Source organism: Sphingomonas sp. SDUR79 (assembly GCF_056821745.1).
The window spans coordinates 1,531,945-1,552,273 of sequence record NZ_JBPDIN010000001.1; the positions used below are offsets into that span (position 1 = coordinate 1,531,945).

Annotated in this window: 16 protein-coding genes; 2 read left to right on the top strand and 14 right to left on the bottom strand. The window is 66.9% G+C overall.

Annotation, left to right across the window (positions count from 1 at the left end; all coding sequences use genetic code 11):
- Nucleotides 1-91: 91 nt before the first annotated feature.
- Both ACRYLO_RS07380 and ACRYLO_RS07385 read left to right on the top strand, forming a co-directional pair.
- Nucleotides 92-1,084, top strand: a complete 993-nt coding sequence (locus ACRYLO_RS07380) for an alpha/beta hydrolase (protein WP_482659564.1) — start codon at nucleotides 92-94, stop codon at nucleotides 1,082-1,084.
- A 97-nt stretch (nucleotides 1,085-1,181) separates the two neighbouring features.
- Nucleotides 1,182-1,622: an MAPEG family protein gene (locus ACRYLO_RS07385; RefSeq protein ID WP_482659565.1), complete on the top strand. Its 441-nt coding sequence runs from the start codon at nucleotides 1,182-1,184 to the stop codon at nucleotides 1,620-1,622.
- 22 nt (nucleotides 1,623-1,644) lie between these two features.
- Here the strand turns inward: ACRYLO_RS07385 and ACRYLO_RS07390 are convergent, their stop codons facing one another.
- The 14 genes from ACRYLO_RS07390 to ACRYLO_RS07455 all read right to left on the bottom strand — a co-directional run bounded on the left by ACRYLO_RS07390 (nucleotide 1,645) and on the right by ACRYLO_RS07455 (nucleotide 20,209).
- A complete protein-coding gene (locus ACRYLO_RS07390) occupies nucleotides 1,645-3,513 on the bottom strand; it encodes a hypothetical protein (RefSeq protein WP_482659566.1) in 1,869 nt (622 codons plus the stop codon).
- Between the two features lie 101 nt (nucleotides 3,514-3,614).
- On the bottom strand, nucleotides 3,615-5,504 hold the full coding sequence (locus ACRYLO_RS07395; RefSeq protein WP_482659567.1) for an XrtA/PEP-CTERM system amidotransferase: 1,890 nt from the start codon (nucleotides 5,502-5,504) through the stop codon (nucleotides 3,615-3,617).
- A 165-nt stretch (nucleotides 5,505-5,669) separates the two neighbouring features.
- Nucleotides 5,670-7,202 (bottom strand): exosortase A, encoded by a 1,533-nt coding sequence (gene xrtA / locus ACRYLO_RS07400; protein ID WP_482659568.1) that lies wholly within the window; start codon nucleotides 7,200-7,202, stop codon nucleotides 5,670-5,672.
- A gap of 2 nt (nucleotides 7,203-7,204) precedes the next feature.
- Nucleotides 7,205-8,425 carry a TIGR03087 family PEP-CTERM/XrtA system glycosyltransferase gene (locus ACRYLO_RS07405; RefSeq protein WP_482659569.1) on the bottom strand — a complete coding sequence of 407 codons (1,221 nt, stop codon included), beginning with the start codon at nucleotides 8,423-8,425 and terminating at the stop codon, nucleotides 7,205-7,207.
- Nucleotides 8,425-9,498 carry a FemAB family XrtA/PEP-CTERM system-associated protein gene (locus ACRYLO_RS07410; protein ID WP_482659570.1) on the bottom strand — a complete coding sequence of 358 codons (1,074 nt, stop codon included), beginning with the start codon at nucleotides 9,496-9,498 and terminating at the stop codon, nucleotides 8,425-8,427. The genes ACRYLO_RS07405 and ACRYLO_RS07410 overlap by 1 nt, the downstream gene beginning before the upstream one ends.
- The gene (locus ACRYLO_RS07415) at nucleotides 9,495-10,364 is read right to left on the bottom strand and encodes an XrtA system polysaccharide deacetylase (protein WP_482659571.1); all 870 of its coding nucleotides are present in this window, start codon (nucleotides 10,362-10,364) and stop codon (nucleotides 9,495-9,497) included. Before ACRYLO_RS07415 ends, ACRYLO_RS07410 begins: the two co-directional genes overlap by 4 nt.
- A 2-nt stretch (nucleotides 10,365-10,366) precedes the next feature.
- The gene (locus tag ACRYLO_RS07420) at nucleotides 10,367-11,473 is read right to left on the bottom strand and encodes an AAA family ATPase (protein WP_482659572.1); all 1,107 of its coding nucleotides are present in this window, start codon (nucleotides 11,471-11,473) and stop codon (nucleotides 10,367-10,369) included.
- A gap of 25 nt (nucleotides 11,474-11,498) precedes the next feature.
- Entirely contained in the window at nucleotides 11,499-13,094 is a 1,596-nt protein-coding gene (locus tag ACRYLO_RS07425; protein WP_482659573.1) for a TonB-dependent receptor, read from the bottom strand.
- Complete coding sequence (locus ACRYLO_RS07430; protein ID WP_482659574.1) at nucleotides 13,091-14,098, bottom strand: AAA family ATPase; 1,008 nt, start codon at nucleotides 14,096-14,098, stop codon at nucleotides 13,091-13,093. The genes ACRYLO_RS07425 and ACRYLO_RS07430 overlap by 4 nt, the downstream gene beginning before the upstream one ends.
- 10 nt (nucleotides 14,099-14,108) lie before the next feature.
- On the bottom strand, nucleotides 14,109-15,632 hold the full coding sequence (locus ACRYLO_RS07435; protein ID WP_482659575.1) for an XrtA system polysaccharide chain length determinant: 1,524 nt from the start codon (nucleotides 15,630-15,632) through the stop codon (nucleotides 14,109-14,111).
- Nucleotides 15,633-15,650: 18 nt separating this feature from the next.
- Nucleotides 15,651-16,295 carry an XrtA/PEP-CTERM system exopolysaccharide export protein gene (locus tag ACRYLO_RS07440; RefSeq protein ID WP_294017843.1) on the bottom strand — a complete coding sequence of 215 codons (645 nt, stop codon included), beginning with the start codon at nucleotides 16,293-16,295 and terminating at the stop codon, nucleotides 15,651-15,653.
- Nucleotides 16,296-16,545: 250 nt separating this feature from the next.
- Nucleotides 16,546-17,388 (bottom strand): FkbM family methyltransferase, encoded by an 843-nt coding sequence (locus tag ACRYLO_RS07445; RefSeq protein ID WP_482659576.1) that lies wholly within the window; start codon nucleotides 17,386-17,388, stop codon nucleotides 16,546-16,548.
- Between the two features lie 110 nt (nucleotides 17,389-17,498).
- Nucleotides 17,499-18,701 (bottom strand): pyridoxal-dependent decarboxylase, exosortase A system-associated, encoded by a 1,203-nt coding sequence (locus ACRYLO_RS07450; RefSeq protein WP_482659577.1) that lies wholly within the window; start codon nucleotides 18,699-18,701, stop codon nucleotides 17,499-17,501.
- Entirely contained in the window at nucleotides 18,698-20,209 is a 1,512-nt protein-coding gene (locus tag ACRYLO_RS07455; RefSeq protein WP_482659578.1) for an AMP-binding protein, read from the bottom strand. The genes ACRYLO_RS07450 and ACRYLO_RS07455 overlap by 4 nt, the downstream gene beginning before the upstream one ends.
- Nucleotides 20,210-20,329 lie beyond the last annotated feature (120 nt).

Genomic DNA, 20,329 nt, shown 5'->3' on the forward strand with positions numbered 1-20,329 from the left:
GAATGCGGCCCCCATATGGGAGGCGCGGCCCGGATGCAAAGGGCGAAGCACGGGCTGGCCCCGAGCCGCTGAATTCCCCTATGACTGCGACATGAGCATGACGATCGGACGCAGGACATTCATCGGCGGCGCGGCCGCATTCGGCCTGAGCGGCACGGCCGCCGCGCAATCGGCGCAAAAGGTGTTTGCCCCGCTGCCGCCCTGGCCGCCGCGCGAAACGCTGATGCTGTGGCCGACCCTGCCGCCCGGCACCCCGCCCGGCATCGCGCCGTCGAAGGAGCCGGTCCCCCTGCCCCCCGGCACGCCGCAGCGCTGGGAAAAGGGCATTCGCCACCCGTACATCGGCGTGTTCCGGCCGCAGCGGCCCGACGGGCGCGCGGTGCTGGTCATGCCCGGCGGCGGCTATGTCTTTGTCAGCCTGATCAATGAGGGCGTGAACGTCGCGCGCGTGCTCAACCCGCTCGGCATCACCGTGTTCGTCCTCGCCTACCGCCTGCCCGGCGAAGGCTGGTTCAACCGCACCGACGTTCCGCTGCAAGACGCGCAGCGCGTGATGCGCCTGATCCGCGCCAATGCCGTGCATTACCGGATCGACCCGGCCAAGCTTGGCATTCTCGGCTTTTCCGCCGGCGGCCATCTCGGCGGCACGCTGACCGTCGGCCATGCCGATCCGGTGTACAAGGCACGCGACACCGCCGACAGCCTGTCCGCAAGGCCCGCCTTCTCCGGCCTGATCTACCCCGTCACCCAGTTTGCCAGCGCCGGCCCCAACAGCCGCTCCGGCCCCAATTTGTTCGGCGGCCCGCCCCCCGCCGGTGCTGCCTCCGCCCGCTTCGACGTCCTCACCCGCGCCAGTCCGGCGATGCCGCCGCTGTTTATCGCGCATGCAATGGACGACGGCACCGTTCCGGTCAGCCAGAGCATCGCCCTGATCGAAGCCGCGCGCCGCCACAAGGTGCCGGTGGAGGCGCATCTGCTCGAACGGGGCGGCCACGGCTTCGGCGCGCTGTCGCTGAAACCAACCAACCCCGGCCACAAATGGCTGGAGTGGTTCGCCACCTGGACCGCGATGCACACCAAGTAGCCAATTCCTCCGCTGGGCAAGCTCAGGGGAGGAATTGGTTGCAAACCCGTTCCAATCGCCGCACCCTCCCACTCAAACAAAAGGGGGAGGACACACAATGCACAGCGCCATCTTCGGCCCAGTGATCGCACTGATCGGCTGGACCCTCATCATGTGGCTATGGATGTACTTCACCCGCATCCCCGCGATGAAGGCCGCCGGGATTGACGTCGCCAAACTGACCGGCGGCACCGGTGCCGACCTGCGCGCGAAGATCGAGACGAAATCGCAATGGCCCGCCGACAACTACAACCACCTGCTCGAACAGCCGGTAATCTTCTACGCTATCTGCATCGTGCTGGCGCTGATGGATCAGGGCGACAATCTCAACGCGACCGTCGCCTGGGCCTATGTCGCCCTGCGCATCGCCCACAGTCTGGTTCAGGTCACCACCAACCGCGTGATCATCCGCTTTTCGCTGTTCAGCCTCGCAACGATCGCGCTGATCATGCTGACGGTGCACGCCGCGATGACCTACTGGGGCGTCAGCTTACACTAGAGCCGCATCTGGCGCGCGGTCGTCAGCGCGGCTGCGGCGTCGGCGTCGGCGGTGCGCTCAAGCGGATGCGCGGTGCCGGTGTGGGGGACGGAGTCGGCGTCGCACGCGGCGCGGGTGCCGCTCCCTGCCGGGGAACGACCAATGGGGCGCGATTGCGCGACGCGTCGGGCTGCGTCGGGGGAAGCGGTGTGCCCGCGCCGGGTGCCTTGATCCCTTTCGGCACCCCGCCCGGCGTCAGATTGCGTAACGTCTGGACCCGATCGACCCGCACCGCGCGCGACTTGGGCACCGCCGCAGCATAGATCGGGGTCGTGACGGCGGCATAGGTGGATTTGGGCTTCGCCTTGCGCGCCTGCCCCGCCGCGATCACCGCATCGTCGGCAATCGCGCGGATCGCGTTGCTGCACGCGGGGGTCGGACAGCCCTTACCCCAATGGGCGACAAATCCGGTGGACCACGCCTTCGGCCCCTTGTCCCACCAGGCCGCCTCGACCGCGAGCGCCGCGTTTTCCTCGGCCTTGTCAAAGGCCGGGCGCGTCAGCAGCGCATAGCTCGGCTGCCCGTCGAACATCTTGGCCTTCGGGGCCTCGGCCTGGGCATTGGCGCGGATCAGCGCGACAGCCGCGCGACAATTTGGCGTCGGGCATTTGGCCTGCCAGCGCGCCTCGAAATCCTTGCCCCATAGCGGCAGCTTCGTCGCGAACTCATTGGCCAGCAACTGCTCCTGCTGTGCAAACCACGCTGCGCGCTCGGCCCCGGTCGAACATTGATAGGGGCCATTGGGACGCTTGCTGCAAAAGGTCAGATCCTTGCAGGTAAATTCGAACGGCGTCTGCGCCAGCGGGTTCGACTCGGAAATTCCCCCCGGAAACTTGACGCTCAACGTGCCTCCCATCGGCGCGCAATATTGCGCGGCAAAGGCGTTCGCGGTCTGCACGCCGGTGGGCGGAGGCGGTGGTGCCTTGGCCTTGGAACAACCCGCTCCGAAATAGCCATAGACGGTGCAGACGACCTTCTTGCCCCCCTGATAAGCCGCGCTGACCCCCGCCTCCGCCAGGCCGACCCCGCCGTCGATCAGTCCGTTGATCCCGTCGATCACCGTTCCAACGAACCCCGCGCACGCGCCTTTGGCCAGTTGACCCAGAATCGGCGTCCGCCCGATCACGCCACCCAGCACCGCCTGGTCGACCAGCGAACATGCGACCTGCTTGTCGGCGCCAAGCGTCATCAGCAGCTTGACCCCGGTGACGACATCGCCCTCGCGCATCGCCGCATAGACATCGCGCACCAGCCGCGCCTTGGCCGACACCAGCGTCTGGATGTCATTCTCGATCGTAAAATCCGTCTCGAAGGCAAAGCGGCAGATCGTCTCGATATCGCCGAAATAGGGCACTGCCTCGGTCAGTTGCCGCTTGGCTTCCTCCCGCGCCTCATTCGTCTGCGCCTGGGCATAGGCCGCAGCAAAGTCTGCTGCCGACTGCATCGCCGCATTGGTGTCGGCCTTGCCCTTGGCACTGCTGATCTTGTTCGACGCCTGATTGAACACGCCATCGACCGCGGTAATCGGAAAGACGCATTTGGCGTAGGTGAACACGCCGATCTTGGGCAGCGTCTCGCCCTTCGCCGCCTTCGCCGCGCCGACCAGTGCAAAGAACGGGTAATCCTGCGCGGCGGCACGGGCATAGACGGTCGATGCCTCGGTCGGCCGCGAAATCGTGAACGCAGCCATCTCGATTTCATCGGGCTTTACCCCGATCGCCAACAGCGTCGGACGCAACTTCTCGAGCAGCGTGTCGGCAAAACCCGCCCGCGCCGGAACGGTAGACGGCCCGGCGATCAACCCAGCCAGAGCGATCGTCGCAAGGATCACGCGAACAGAATGCCAGGCCATAGCTACCGCCCCATTCTCAGGATCGTTACGATGACGCTACGACTAACCGCGCATCGTGACAATCCGGCATTGCGCGCCTCGATCCGGCGGAAGCTATCGGATCACGGGAACAGCCGCGCGAGGCTCCGCTCCAGCATCATCAGCTGCCACAAGGTTCGCCCATGTTCCGCGCGGCCCGACCGATGCTCCTCCGCCAAACGGGCGATCGCCTTGGGCTCGAACCACCCGCTCCCGGCCAGCACGCGCGACCGCGCCAGCCCGGCCGCTTCGTCCGCCAGACCTTTACGGAACCACGCCGACACCGGCGTCACGAACCCCATTTTCGGGCGGTACAAAATGTCCTTGGGCAGATACGGCTCCAGCGCCTTCTTCATCAGCCATTTGCCCTGCCCGCCCCGGATCCGCATCGATGCGGGCAGGGTCGCGGCGAACTCAACAAAGCGGTAATCCAGCAACGGCTCGCGCGCCTCCAGGCTCACGGCCATGCTGGTGCGGTCCATCTTGGTCAGGATATCGCCGGGGAGCCAATGCTTGAAATCGGCATATTGCGCGCGGTCCAGGCCGTCGCGCGCTGGAGCCTCCCGCATCGTCGCGACATAGCGCGTCTCGGCGCGATACTCGCCCAACGTCGCCCGCGCGGCATCGGTATAAAGGCCAAAGCGCACCCCCGGCGTCGTCACCCCCACCGCCTTGGCATAGGCCGCCCCGCCCTCGTCCGCCAACGCCAGCAGCGTCGTCTTCGCGCGCAGCGGTCGCGGCGCCCAATCGGCCTTGGGATAGACCCGCCCCAGCGCCCCGAACATACCGCGCACCGATTCCGGCAGCACCGAGCGCACCCGCTCCTCCGCCGCATGGAATTTGTATCGCCGATACCCGGCCAGCGCCTCGTCCGCGCCGTCGCCCGACAGCGCCACCGTCACGCTCTCCCGCGCCAGCTCGCACACCCGGTACGTCGCCAGCGCCGACGCATCGGCAAACGGCTCATCGAAATGATGCACCAGCGTGTCGATCAGCGCGTAATCATCCGCCGCGACGGTTTTCACCCGATGCTGAGTGGCAAAGCGCTCGGCGATCAGCGCGGCATGCGCCGTCTCGTCATAGCCCGCCTCGTCGAACCCGATCGTACAGGTCTTGACCGCCGCCCGGCTCGCTTCCGCCATCAGCGCGACCACCGCGCTCGAATCCACCCCGCCCGACAGGAACGCGCCCAGCGGCACATCCGCGATCATCCGCGACCGCACCGCAGCGCGCAGATGGTGGATCAGCTCCGCCTCCAGATCGCGCGCCGACCCCTTGGCCCGCTGCGAAAAGTCGATGTCCCACCATTTCACCGGCGCAGGTACGGGCTTGCCGCGCTCGAGCAAAAGATAATGCCCGGCCGGCAGCTTCTTCACCCCCGCCAGCACGCTCGCATCGTCGGGGACGTAGCCCAGCCCCAGAAAATCCTCGATCGCCGTGAAATCCGGCGTCCGCCGGAACAGCGGATGCGCCAGCAGCCCCTTGATCTCCGAAGCAAACGCCACCGCTCCGTCCGACAGCTCGACATAATGGAGCGGCTTCACCCCCATCCGGTCACGGGCGAGCAACAGCGACTGCGTGCGCGCGTCGTAGAGCGCGAAGGCGAACATCCCGTTCAGCCGCTCCAGCACCCGAACGCCCCACGCGCGCCAGCCATGCAGCAGCACCTCGGTATCGCTATGGCTGACAAACACCGCGCCCTTCGCTTCCAGCTCGGCGCGGACCTCCTGAAAATTATAGATTTCGCCGTTGAAGCTGACGACGACATCGCCCTGCGGCGTCGCCATCGGCTGCCCGCCACCCGCCAGGTCGATGATCGACAGCCGCCGATGCCCGAGGCCAACGCCCGGCCCGGTCCACACGCCTGCCCCGTCCGGCCCGCGATGCACCAGCGCATCGGTCATCGCCCGCACCCGTGCCGGCTCCACCGGCTTGGGCGTCCCGGGATAGTAAAGGCCAGCTATGCCGCACATCGTATCGTGAACCCCGCCCGCTCAGCCGTCACCCCCGCGAAAGCGGGGGCCCATCTCCGGCACTCTCCCAAATTACCACGATCGTGCTGGGGGCACGTCCGGGAGATGGGCCCCCGCTTTCGCGGGGGTGACGAAAGGTTGCAAGCCCAGCCCGACGAACTGCCTCTATTTCGCCCCGGCCGCCTGATCGGCCAGCACATCCACCGGCGGCATTGCGCCCAGAAACCGCTTGATCGCTGCCCGCGTCGGCAGGTCGGACTTCTCCGCCGACACCATCACCGCCACCGCGCGCTGCCGCCCGCCGAGCAGCTTCGCCTTCAGCGTCTCCGCCTTCACCCGCGACGGGCTGCCCGTCACCGTGTCGCCAACGCGATACCAGGTCACGACCTCACGCTCGACCGGTCCGGGCGCCGTCATCCGCAGCGCGCTTCCGCCCTCCAGCGCGGGCAGATCCTCGATCCGCACCCAGCTGTCATTCTCGCGGATCGCGCCCTGCCCGAACCCGACCAGCTCCTTGCCCTCGCGCTGGCTGGCATAGACGGCGATCACCAGATCGACCTGCGCGCCCATGCCATCGGAATAGCGCGTCATCACGAAATGGTCCGCGCCCGGAAAATTGGGTTTCCACACCGCGCGGGTGCTCAACGGCCCCTGCGTCCACCCCGCCACCTGCGGCGCGACGACCTTCGCGGGCAAAGTATCGGCACGCGCCGCGATCACCCCGGCCCAGGCCATGAACAGGCTCACCACCGTCAGCGCAACCAGCGCCACCACCGCCGGCATCTGCGCGGTACCCGGCCAGCGCGCCTGAAGCTTGGCGGGATCGAACCACGGCGCATCGGGATCGCGGTCGAACCACTTCCACCCGATCGCCAGCACGCCCGCCATCACCGCGCCGAAAAACACCCAACCATACAGGATATGGTCGAACCCTGTCGCAGCCTCGACCGATGTCAGATACGCGGCATAGACCGTCCCGAACGCGCGCACGCCATTGGCCAGCATCGGCACGATGAGCGCGACCGCCATAAACGCCACGCGCCGGGTCCAACGCGTGTAGCAAACATTCGCCACCAGCGCGCCGTACGCGATCATCGCGATCACGAACTTCGCGCCCGAACACGCCTCGGCCACCTCGAAATAGCCATTAGGGGTGGTGATCAGCACGCCATCGACATGCGCCGGCACGCCGAACAGGTCGAGCAAGGGCACCAGGATCGCGACGGTCAGGTCCTGCAGCGGCTTTTCCAGCCCTTCGCCAAACGGAACCAGGAAGATCATATAGGCCAGCGGAAACGCCAGCGCCCGCACCACATTGGGTCCGAGCAGCGCAATCACCGCCCCCTGCAGCATCACGACCAGCCCAAGATGCCGGAACAGCGCAACACCGGCAGCATCGCCCAGCATCCACGCCCCCGCGCCGCCCGCAACCACGACCAGCCCCGGCCACCAGGCGACAGGCGGCACCTTGGCCAGATCCACCCGCCGTTGCCACACCAGCCAGCCGACGACCGGCGCGACGAACAGGCAATGGCCGAAGGTGGTGTTGGTCCAGTAGATGGCGGCCAGATCGCCGACATCGCCGCGGAACAGGATCAGCAGCAGCGCCCACACTCCGGCCACCATCGCCGCGTGCCGCTGCCACACCGTGTCGAACAGCGGCTGGCCCGCCGCGACCGGAACCGCCGCGCTCGCCATGTTCAGGCGGCCGCCGGGCGAGCCGTGCGGCGATCGTTGCGGCCGCGCAGCCCCAGAAGTTCGTCCAGCACCGACAGGCGGGCATCCCAGCTATAATGGTCGATCACCCGCTGCCGCGCGAGCGCACCGAACTCCGCGCCGGTCTTCGGGTCGGCCAGAATGCGCGTGACCGCATCGGCGATCTCGCCCACCGTTCCACCCACCTCGATCGTGCCGCCATGGTCGATGCCGGTCGCCGCCGCCGCCGAAGCCACGACCGGCCGCGCCATTGCCATCGCCTCCAAGACCTTGTTCTGGACCCCGCGTGCCAGCTTCAGCGGTGCGACCACCACCGATGCCGCCTGCAACCAAGGACGGACATCCGCGACCTCGCCGGTCACGGTAACGCCAGGGTGCTTGGTCAGCGCCTTGACCGCGTCGGTCGGCTTGCGCCCGACAATGGCAAAGCGTGCATTGGGATGGCGCAGCCGGATATGCGGCAGGATCGTCTCGACGAACCAGGTCACGCCCTCGATATTCGGGCGATAATCCATCTGGCCGGTGAACACGATCAATTCGCCCATCGTGTCGATGCGCTTGAACTGCGCGCCGGGGTCGAAAATGCTCGTGTCGATGCCATTGCAGACCGCATGGACCCGCTCCGCCCCGGTGCGCTGGCGGAACAATCGTGCTTCCTCTTCGCTGACGAACAGGCTGGCATCGGCGCGCGCAGCAATCGCCTTCTCATGCGCAGCCAGCAGCCGCGCCTCGCGCCGCATCATCCATCCGGTAAAGCCCCGGCTGGTCTCGCCGTAACTCGCGAACTTGGCCGAATCCATGTCGACAAAGTCCATCACGACACGCTGCCTTGGGCGCAGCGGGACATATTGCGCCATCTGGCTGGAAAAGACGTAGATCGTGTCGATCGCATGCCGCGCCAGCATCGCATCGACCGCGCGATGCACCTCGGCATTGTCGAACGCGGTCAACGACACTGGCCGATGCGACAGCAACGACTGTACTCCCGCCAGCGCCTGTGGCTTGCTGCGCCACACGATCTGGCGGTTGCCGGTCAGCTTGGCGAGGCCCGACTTGCGCTTGAGGTCAGCCGGATCGTCGGCGAACGCGATCAGGTGCACCCGCTTGCGCTCGCTCAGGTAGCGGATGATGTTGAACGCGCGGATCTTGTCGCCGCGATCGGGCGGAAACGGCACGCGATGCGCCAGGAACAGGATGTCACCCATCAGCCGAGCCCCCGCGAAATCCACGGGCCCACGCGGTTGGCGATGGCAAGCGGCAGCTTGCTCCAGACGGCGACCTGCAGCCGGTATTTGGGGTTCAGCGGATTGGCGTCACGGATCGCCGCGCCCTCGGCAACCCGGTCATAATAGGTCAGCGGCTGTGGCTCGAAGCCCCAGTTTTTCTTGAACGCCGCCGCCCCAGTGCCGACCTTCGACCGGCCGAAATCGAAGCGGGTGCAGCCCCGCTCGCGCGCATGACGCATCAGCTCGAAATACATGCGGTCATTGGCGCGCAACCGGCGCGCCTCCGCCGTGCCGCCGCCCCAATAGGGAAACACCGTTCGCCGCCAATAGAGACTCAACACAGCGGACACCGGCCTATCCTCACGCCGCACAACCAGTACATCGGCTGCGCTACCGAATTCCTGCAACACTTCCGTGAACAGTGCACGCGGAAACACCGGAGTACCCAGATTGCGCACCGATTCTGCATAAACGGCATAGTGCGTCGCGACATTGGCCGGGTCGCGCCCGACGGACACGTTCAGGTCGGTGTCCAGCGCCTTGCGTATCTCGGCCCGCTGCTTGCGCGGGATAGCGAGCAGTTCGGCACCGTCATCCTCTGCCAGCGGACGGGCAAAGCCAAGATAATGGCTGTCGTCCTCACTCCATTCCGGCCCGGGTCGCGGCCCGCCACGCACCTCGACACTCGGGCAGCTCAGCCGCTGCGCCAGCGCCCAGCACGCCTCCGCGAGCGCCTCGGCTACGACTGGCTTGTCCGCCAATATGCCACCGCCCACACCGAACCCGGCGGATGCCAGCACCCGTCCGAACAGCGGCGAATGCAGCTCGGTCAGCGGCATGACTCCGACGATGCCGCGCTCGCCACGCTCGGCGACAAGGTAATGGCTGCGCTGCCCGCACCCCTTAGCCACCGCCGCGCTCCACGCGGGCAGGTGAAACGGCGTGGCATCGACATGCTCATGAACATAGGCGCCGATCCGCGCGCGATCGATCGTATCGCCAAGGTCAGCGACGCGCAGCGTCAGCGGGCGCAGCTGCATCGGTGCGTTCATGCCGCCACCTCCAGTGCCGGAACGAGATCGAGCAAGGCCGCTTCCGCCGCCGCCACCCGATCGGTGCGATCCCAGCGATGCGTCGCGAACAGCGTCCGCAGTTTCCCCGCCATCGCCCCCAACCGGCTGTAATGCCGCAGCTTCGACTTGAACGGCGCATTCTCGACGCGCGGCTGGCCCGGATCGACCTCCCACGGATGGAAATAGAACACCGCCGGCTGCCCCTGCGCATTCATCGCGCGGATCGCCCCCTGCACCACGCTGCCCGGTAACAGGCGGAAAAACCCGCCCCCGGTCGTCACCTCCCGCCCCAGGAAGCGCGCCGTCGTCACCGGCAGCTCGATCAGGTCGCTCCCCACCACCGGGCGATAGGCGCGGCGCGGCGCATCGGCCCAGCCATAATGATCATGCCCGATCGGCGCGACGCTGGACGAATAGGCATAGCCCTCCTCCGCCAACACCTGATGCGCCCAGGGCGTGCGGACATCGATCGAAAAGCTCGGCGCGCGATACCCGCTCACCTTCTGCCCGGTCGCATCCTCCAGCACAGCACGCGCGCGACCGATATCGGCGCGAAACTGTTCCGGCCCCATGGTGAAGACGCGCTGATGGTCCCAGCCATGGCTGGCCACCTCATGCCCCGCCTCGGCAATCCGCCGCATCAGCGCGGGATAGCGCTCGGCCACCCAGCCCAGCGTGAAGAACGTCGCCTTGACTCCGCCCTCGCCGAACAGCGCCAGCACCTTGTCGGTATTCGCCTCGACGCGGTGCTCCAGCGCCGCCCAATCGTCGCGCGCGATCACCGTCTCAAAGGCGCCGACCTGGAACCAGTCCTCGACATCGACCGAAAGGGCGTTGGCGACCATCGTCAGGCAGCGGCTCCCCGCCGCGTCGGCCGGGCATCCTCGACCTCGATGAAGTCGACCATCAGCGTCAGCACGCGGCGCAGCGCCGCATCCTGTTCCTCGATCCGCGCCTCCAGCCGCGCGAATCGCGCCGCCAGATCGGCATCCACCACCGGCGCGGGGACGGGAGCCGCTGCCGGCGCAGCAGGAGCGGAAACCTCACGCCGCAACGCCTCACGCGCAGCCTGTGCAGCCTCGGGCGGTGCCGGAACCGGAGCGGCAGCCGGACGCACAGGCGCGGACGGCGGCATCGCTCCCGACAGATCGCCTTCCAGATCGGCAATCACCGCCTCGACATCCGCGCCGGTAAAGCTCGTAATCTCCTCGATCGCGCCGAGCAGCAATACGCGGCCGGCGAGCAGGTTCACCTTGCGCGGAATCCCGCCCGACCAGCGATACATCGCCGCCACCGCATCATTGGTGAAGCGCGGCTTGCCCCGCCACCCGACACAGGACAGCCGGTGGATCAGATAGGGTTCCAGCTCATCCGCGCCCATCGGGTCGAGCGCGTGCATCGCGATCACCCGCTGGCGCAGCTGGTCGAGCCGCGGATCGGACAGCCGCGCACGAAACTCGGGCTGGCCGAGCAGGAAGATCTGCAGCAGCGGATAGCCGCCCGCCTGGAAGTTGGAGAGCATGCGCAGCTCTTCCAGGCTCTCCAGCGGCAATGCCTGCGCCTCGTCGGCGATCAGCAACGTCCGCCGCCCCTGCCGCGCGACCGCGTGCAGCTGCTTTTCGATCGCCGCGAGCAGCTGCGCCTTGGCGAGGTGCGCGCCATCGATGTTGAGCCCCGCCGCGACCAGCAGCAACAGGTCCTCGGCTTCGACCTGAGTCGTCACGATCTTGATGACGTGCAGCCGCTCGGGGTCGATCGTCTCCATCAGGTGACCGACCAGCGTCGTCTTGCCCGCACCGGGTGCGCCGGTGATGACAATGAACCCCTCGCCCTGGCTCAGGCCATAGCCAAGATAGGCCATCGCCTTTTTATGCGTGGCGGTATCGAACCAGAACGCCGGATCCGGCGTCAGCTGGAACGGTCGCCCGCTCAGTCCGTAATGGTCGTGATACATACTGCCATCCCTGGACCAAAAACCTTCAGAAACCGTAGCGAAGGCCGAGCTGCGCCTGTGCCTGGGTGTTGCTGCCCTCGCCATCGACCTCGAAGCTGGAGATGCCGAGCGAGGCGACCGCACTCAACGGGCCGAAGCTATGATAATAAGACCCCGCCGCGCCGCCGCCGAACACGCCCGGCGCTCCGGCGATACCGCTCTGGAAATAGTTGACGAACACATTGCCGTTCACCCCGGACCGGCCACTCAGCGCGCGGGATGCGAACAGCTGCGCATAATAGGTGTCGTCGCTGCTCCCGGCCAGGACCGAGCTGCCTGCCGGGACCAGATAGCGGCGGTTGGCATAGCCTGCCCCCAGCCCCAGCGTGGTGCGGCCCGAATTCATCGCCAGCACGCCGGTGATCCCGCGTGCACGGTAATTGGCGCTGGCGACCGATCCCAGCGCGTTGGTCAGGCACCCGCCCGCCGCCGTGCCGCTGTCGCCGAAGATGCACCCATCGAACTGATCGCCGAATGAATCGGTCGGCACATTGAAGCTGGTCGGCAGCGCGGCCAGATCGCTGGCCAGCTGGCGGCCAAAGCTCTGCACCGAATCATACACCCCGACCTGCAATCCCGAACGCCGCGAGATCTGCCACTGCAGCGACCCGGTATAGCTCATCGAATCGTACCGACGCCCTGCCCGCGCCTCCAGCATCAGCCGCGCATTGGGCTTGTACAGCACCCCCGCGTCCCAGAAGATACCCTCGATTTCGTACGCGATCCGCGGTGGCGATGCCGGATCGGTCACGAACCGCCCCGCCCCGTCGCGCACGATCGCGCCGGTCCCGTCGCGCAGCGCGTCCTTCTGCGTGATCTCGATCTTTTCATAGCCCACGCCACCGACGACCGCGAGGCCGCGACCGATCGGCAGCACCGCGTCCGCGCGGCCATATTTGCCGTCGAACTTCTGGTCGAGCTGGCTCATCTCCTCGCGCTGCCACGCGCCCGCCACGCTCAGGCCCACTGGCAGGAATGTCCCCGCCTTCACCCCCGCGCGCACCTGCGCCAGGTGATTGGTCGAACTGTCGAACACGTCCACCGCCGGCGCGGTCGGGTCGATCGACGAGATCGTCGGCGCCTCGACCTTGGTATAGCCAAAGCGATAGGCGGCACTGACGCTCGCCGGACCATTGCCGGTGTGGAAGGTCGGCCCGCCATAGACGGAATAGACCTGGCTCACGTTGCGGACATTGCCTGCCAGATTGGTCGGCGCATCGCCGCGAATATCGCTGCGCGCGCGCGTCGCCAGCGCCCCGCCCTCGACCGTGAAGCCGGGCGCGACCTTCACCGCTGCGCGCGCCAGGCCGCTATGCGTGTCCTGATCGGCGACTGGCTTCTGATAGTCGAAGCGGCGCTCATATTTATACGACAGCTGCACCTCGACCCGGCGCGTCTGGATCGACGCATCGACCCCGGCACCGATGGTGGAATAGGTCAGCACCTCGCCCCCGCCCGACAGGTCGGCGACCAGCACCTGCCCCGCATCGACATAGGGAGTGATCGACTTGCTCTTGTCCTTCGCAACGGCCGGAGCCGCGATCAGGGCGGTGGCGGCACATGCCGCGGCAAACAGCCTCATTGGTCGGGTTCCCCATAATAGGCGCCATAGCTGCCAAAGCGGCGCCCGCCCGGTTGGATGGAAACGCTGTTGAGCAACAACTGGATATGGTCGCACCCGTCGAGCAGCCCGACCGCATCGCGCAGCTCGCTCTCGCGCGTGCGGTCGGCGCGGACCACCAGCATCACCTGCCCGACATGGCTGGCAAGCGCGCTGGCGGGCGATGCGGCGAGGATCGGGGGCGAATCGAAGATCACGATACGGCGCGGATTGGCTGCTGCCAGCCCGTCGAGGATGGCATGTGCCCGCGCGCTGGCCAGCAATTCGGTGTCGGCCACGCTGCGCGTTCCGGCGGGCAGGACCGACAGCTGCGGGACATCGGTGTCGATGATGCAGTCCTCGACATTCTTCACGCCACCCGACAGCGCATCGAGCAGCCCCGGGCCGTCCGGCGCACCCAGCCGCGCCAGCACATCGGGCTTGGCGAAATCGGCATCGACCAGCAGGATTTCGACATCCTTTTCCGCCGCCAGCGACAGCGCGAGGTTGATCGCGCAGAACGTCTTGCCGTCATTCGGCTTGGCCGAGCAGACCAGGATCATCCGCGACCGGTCGTCCGCGCCGTCTCCGCCGCCCGCACGGATCTGTCGCGCGGTGGTCAGCAACTGGCGCTTCACCAGCCGGAATTCCTCGGCCAGCGCGGTCACCGTCGCACCGGGCACCAGCATGCCGTGCTCGGCCAGCTTCTTGCGATCGATCGCCACGCGCCGACGCGTGCTCGGTTCCTGGACAGGTTGCGCTGCGGCGACCGGCTCCGGACGTACCAGCGGCGCACGCGGCGCTTCCACCGCGCCGAATACCGGAATGTCATGGCGCGGCTTCGGCACGGGCGGGGCCACCGGGGCCGCAGCCGCTTGCTGCGCCGGAGCATGTTGCTGCGCAGCCTGGCGCTGGACGAACGCCTGATGCGCCGCCGCCCGCTCGACTAGCGATCCGCCAAGGCGTTTTGGGGTCTGGTCGTTCATGGCCTGCCCCTCACGCGCTCATGCCGCGCTGAAGCATTTCCAGCCCCAGCAACGCCACCCATGCCACGACCAATCCGGCGGTCGCCGCAGCAAACATCTGCAGCCGCTTGCGACGCAGCGCGGTCTGCGCGCTCGTAACGACTTCGCCGATCGATCCGATCACCGGCATCCCGCTCATCTTTTCCAGCCGCGCCGTCGTCGGGAACGTCCCCGCGAGCTGGCTCAGGCCGAACGCCACAGCGACGCCTGCGCCCAGTCCGACGATCAGCACGCCGGTCAGCAACAGCGGCCGGTTGGGCGCGGTCGGAGAACGCGGCGCGGTCGGCGGATCGATCACGTTGAACTTGACCGCATCGGCCTGGCCTGCAGCCTGGCTGCGCAGCTTCACCTGCTCGCGATCGGCGAGCAGCTTGTCGTACGCGGCCTTCATCACCTGATAATTGCGGTCGATCTCGGCCTGTTCCTGCGCGGCCGCGGGATCGCCCGCGATCTTGTCGTCGATCGCGGCCATGTCGGCCTCGATCTGCGCCTTGCGGTTGGTCAGCGCGGCGACCTGCGCCGACTTGTCGGCCTGCATCGCCTTGAGGCTGAGGTAGAGCGGGTTGGCGCTCGCGCCGCCGCCGCCGCCCGAATAGACCGGCTCGCGCTTCGCCGCGCTCTGAGCCGCCGACAACTGGCTCTTGAGCGCGATGACATCGGGGTGGCTGTCGGTCCAGCCGCGCGCGCGCGCCTCGGTGAGCTGCCCCTGGATCGCTGCCAGCCGCGCCCGTGCCGGCCCGGCCACCGCGCCACCGCCGCCCGCTCCTGCGACCGTCGCGGACGTGCCCGCCATCTGGCCGTTGACCGCAGCAAGGCCGCTCTGCGCCGCTGCCAGCTCCTGATTGACCTGCGCCAGCTGCGCTCGCGCCGCCGAGAGGCGCTCGGCGAGCGTGCCGGTGCCGGGCAACGAACCGAGATAGCGGTTCTGGAAATCGGCCTTCTTCGCCTCGGCCTCCTGCAGCGCCTTTTGCCGCTGGGCGAGCTGCTGGTCGAGGAACTGGAGCGACTGGCTCGCCTCGTCGCGGATCGTGCCGAGATTATCCTCGACGAAAATGTCGATCAGCTTCTGGACGATGGTGCGCGACAATTTGCCGCTGTCCGCCGTGGCGGTGATCTCGAACAGATTGTCCTGCTGCGCGGTGATCTTGATCTTCTTCTGCAGCCCCGCAACCCGGTCCGCGACATCGCGGTCGGTCGCGACCGTGTTGGCCAGGTCGGTGCCGCGCACCACCTTTTCCAGATTGGTCGCGCTGGCCAGCGTGGTCCGGACGCGATCGATGTCCTTCTGCTGCTCCTGCTGCGTCGCAATGCCCTCACCGGGCAGGATCGACCGCAGCTGCACGAAGATGCGCGCACGGCTCTCATATTGGTTGGGGATCTGCGACACCACCAGCCATCCCGCCAGGCACACCGCCCAGGCGACGGCCATGGCGATCCAGCGGCGTTGCCACACGCCGTGAAGTGCCGTCCTGATCTCGTCCCACAATCCCCCCACCGGGCGGTCTCCGTCTGGTTAGAACATGCTTTCGGGAATGATGATTACGTCGCCCGGCTCCAGCCGGACGTTCGCGCTGGTGTCGCCATTCTTCAGCAGGTCGGACAGGCGCACCTTATATTCGCGCTGCTTGCCCGTCGCCTTGTCGTACCGGACCAGCCGCGCGCGATTGCCCGCCGCAAATTCGCTCAGCCCACCCACCGCGATCATCGCGTCGAGCAGCGTCATGTTGGCGCGATAGGGCAAGGACGCCGGCTTTTCGGTGGCACCGACGATGCGCACCTGCTGGCTGAACGTGCCCGAGAAGCTCTTGACCACGACTGACACGATCGGGTCCTTGATATACTCGCCCAGCGCGTATTTAAGGTCATCGGCCAGCATCGCGGGCGTCTTGCCCACCGCCGGCATGTCGCTCACCAGCGGCGTGGTAATGCGTCCGTCGGGGCGAACCTGCACCTCCGCCGACAATTCCTGGTTGCGCCAGACAAAGATCTGCAGCGTGTCGAGCGGGCCGATGACATATTCCTCGCCCGGCCCCTCACGGCTCGCGACGAAGGTGGTCGGCGGCAGCTCCGGGCGATTTCCGCCGCCCATACAGCCCGAAAGCGCCACCGCCATCATCAGCGGAAGCGCCAACTTCTTGCCGGCATGTCCCAAACGCATCACTCTCAAACCTCCTGACGCTCGCGCAGTCCCGGCGTCCCGGGACGACGTGCACGAACAACCGCTTTGCTATGGCGGCGGGAGGTAAAGATTGCGTTAGGAACGCGGCCGCTGGCGGCGTGACGTCAACCTTCGCAGCGCCTTTGGCACTGCGGCGTCTGGCGGCGGTCTCGGCGGCGGTTGGGTGCCTCCAAATCGCCCGACGCGCTCTGGAGTGCCAACCGGCGCATCGTCGCCCCCTGATATCAGCTCAGTTTCGGGAGATGGAGACGTTACTCACGTTCCAGGTGAGCGACCGCGCGCCAATCGCATCGACGCGATCGTTGCGCACGAGGACATAATTTGCCTCGAAAAAGCGATCAATTTCAGGGTTCCAGTGGTCGAACAGATCAACTCCGCCGGAAACCACCCGCCCCAATTTATACGGAATGTCCTTGATTAACTGGAACACTTCAAACAGGCTACCCTGGTTCTGGAGCCAGCGGTGATTATACTCGAACTGAAGTAGCTCGATCTTGCCCGATTTCAGAAATTCGATGTTGGACCGCAATATCTGAATATCGTGACCCTCGGTATCCATCTTGACCAGGTGAACGGTATCGATTCCGCCACGCTGCATAAAGCCTTCCAGCGTCACCAGCTTCACCTGGACCGCTTCCGTCGCGCTGGTCGGCCGCGCGTCGAGGCTGTTCGTTCCCGCCGTTGGCGCGACAAGATGCATGGTCGTTTCGCCGTCCTCACTGGAAACGGCGCAACGGTTGATCGTCACGTTCGGCACACTGCCGACGACCTGGGCAAGATGGTTGGCGGCGGTCGGTGCCGGCTCGAACACCTCCAGGCGGTACGGCGATTCGCCGATTTCCCTGATGAACGTCGACGACCATTCGCCAAGGTGTCCGCCGATATCAAAAGCCACAAACGCGCCCGGTTCGGAACGCGCGCGCCATGCGCTGATGGCCGACCGGATCAATTGCGCTTCGCCGTTTTCGCTAATCCCGTTGGATGCCTCGCCACGCGCGCTGAGGTACAGGCTCCGGCCAATCCGCCACGATAGCTGGCGACCGAGAAGTTTGGATGCAAATGCTGTCAACATGGCCGCCCCCTAGGGAATTTAAGCAAATATTCAAATAGCGCGTGATCATTTCCATCAGAAAATGATGTGCGTGTGAATGCACCAGGGCCTGTTGGCGGCGTGACGTCAGGTCAAGCGACGATTTCGGCCGCCGGACCATGGCCCAGAAAGCCCGCCGGGCTGGCACTCGCCCCATAGGCTCCGGCAAGAAAAACCGCGACCACATCGCCGACCTGCGCCTCCGGCAGCGCAACCTTGTCACCCAGCCGGTCCAGCGGCGTGCATAGCGGCCCGACGACCGAAACCGTGTCCGCCGCCTCGGCCCCCATTCGATCCGCAATCGCGATCGGATAATTGCGCCGCACCACCGTGCCGAAATTGCCCGATGCCGCGAGTTGATGGTTCAACCCACCGTCACAGATCAGGAAGGTTTCGTCCCCGCTCACCTTCCGGTCGACAATCCGCGTCAGATAAACGCCGCACTCCGCCGCGATCCACCGTCCCAGTTCGATCGCATAGCCCTGATCCGGCTCGAGAACTTCGCTAAGCCGCGCGCCAACCAGCCCGATGTCTACCGGCGTATCGCCCGCGAAATAGGGCACGCCCAGGCCACCGCCGATATTCACCAACGGCGCCCGCGTCCCCACCGCCTCGGCCAGCTCGCGCGCCAGCCCGACGGTCGCCGCCTGCGTCTCGCAGATCGCTTCGCTGTCCAGCGCCTGCGACCCGGCAAAGATATGAAACCCGCGCCAGTCCGCGCCCGCCGCGATCAGCCGCTTGACCAGATCGGGCACCCGCACCGCATCGATCCCGAACGGCGAAGGCCGCCCGCCCATCTTCATGCCCGAGCCCTTGAGCTCGAACGACGGATTGACCCGCACCGCCAGCTTTGGCGTCACCCCCAGCCGCTCGCCAATCGCGAGCGCCCGGTCGGCCTCGCCCTCGGATTCAAGGTTCAGGGTCGCCCCGGCGACAATCGCCGCCTCCAGCTCGACATCGCGCTTGCCCGGCCCGGCAAAGCTGATGTGCGCCGCATCCTTGACCGCCAGCGCCTCGGCCAGCTCCCCCCCGGACGCCACGTCAAGCCCGCCGACCAGCGGAGAAACCACGGCGAGAAACTCGGCTAAGGGGTTGGCCTTGATCGCAAAATGGATCTCGACCGCATTCGGCAGCGCCGCGCGCAACTGCCCCAACCGCTCGCGCACGATTCCCGTGTCATAGACGAACAGCGGAGTCCCCGCCTGCGCCACCCAGTCGCGCGCCGCGCGTCCGGCGATCCGCAAGTCCCCACGCTGCCCCGCAAAATAGGGCGGGATCGGCCCCATCGGCTTCATGCCGTCAACTCCGCCTTCAGGCCCGACCGGTCGAGCTTCCCGTTCGCATTGCGCGGCAAATCGTCACGCCAGACATAGCGCGCAGGCTGCATGAACGCGGGCAGCTCGCGCCGCAACCGCTCGCGCAACGCCGCCTCCGCCGCCTCGGCCTCGCCCCGCGCCACCGCGATCACCACCACCGCCTGCCCAAGTCGCGCATCCGGCACGCCCAGCGCGACAGCTTCGCGCGCCTCGCCAGCGGCAAGCACCGCTTCCTCAACCTCGGTCGGGCTGATCCGGTTGCCCGACGACTTGATCATCTCGTCATCGCGCCCGACAAAGCGCAAGAGCCCGTCCGCGCCCTCGACCACCGTATCCCCCGAAAACACCGCCATCCCGCCATAGCTGGACTCGGCCGGTGCCGGCTTGAACCGCAGCGCGGTCCGCTCCGCATCCTGCCAATAGCCTTGCGCGACCAGCGGCCCGGCATGCACCAGCTCGCCCGCCTCGCCCGGATCGGCGCGCGTCCCATCGGGCCGCACCACCATGATCTCGGCGAACGGAATCGCCCGCCCCATCGATTCCGGGTGCGCGTCGACCAGCGCCGGATCGAGATAAGTCGACCGAAACGCCTCGGTCAGCCCGTACATCGGATACAGGTCCGCCGCCGCAAACCGCGCCCGCAACTCCCGCACCATGCCGACCGTCAGCGCGCCGCCCGAATTGGTCAGCCGCTTCAGCTTGCCCGCGACCTCGACCGGCCATTCCGCTTCCAGCAGCTGCGTCCACAGTGGCGGCACCCCGGCAATCGTGGTGGCGTCATGCCGGTCCACCGCCTTGATCACATCGCGCGCGGTCAAATAATCCAGCGGGATCACCCGCCCCCCAGCGGCCCAGGTCGACAGCAGCTGGTTCTGCCCATAATCGAAGCTCAGCGGCAGCACGCCCAGCACGCGGTCGTCCGCCGCCACCTTGAGATAATGCGCGACGCTGATCGCGCCGAGCCACAAATTGGCATGGCTGAGCATCACCCCCTTGGGCCGCCCAGTCGATCCCGATGTATACAGGATCGCCACCAGATCGCCGGGATTGCGCTCCGAAAACACCAGCCCTTCGCCCGCCAGCGGCGCATCGCCATCGAACACGACGCGGCTCCCGGCGGGCACATCGCCATCCTCCAGCGTCCCCGCCCGCGACCCTTGCGTCAGCAACAACCGCGCCCCGCTATCGGCCAGAATATGCGCCACCTGCGCCCGCTTCAGCACAGGATTGACCGGCACATGCACCAGTCCCGCCCGCGCCGCCGACAGCGGCATCACGCACGCATGCCGCGTCTTGGGCAACCAGGTCGCAACCCGGTCGCCCGGCTCCAGCCCCTGCGCGCGCAGCCACTGCGCCAGCGCAGCGACCGCAGCCTCAAGCTCAGCATAGGTCAGCGTCCCCGCGCGATCCTCCAGCGCGACTGCATCGGGCACACCGCGCGTCGTCAGCGCATCGATCGGGTACGGGGTCGGGTCGAGTTCCACCATCGCGCCTGCATATCCCGCATCGGTTAACGATCCAGTGTCTATTATCGCTTAGCGGGTGCAGCACTTGGCATCGCCGCGTCCAGCGCGTAACGGGCGCAAAACAACCGGGGATTTTGGGCC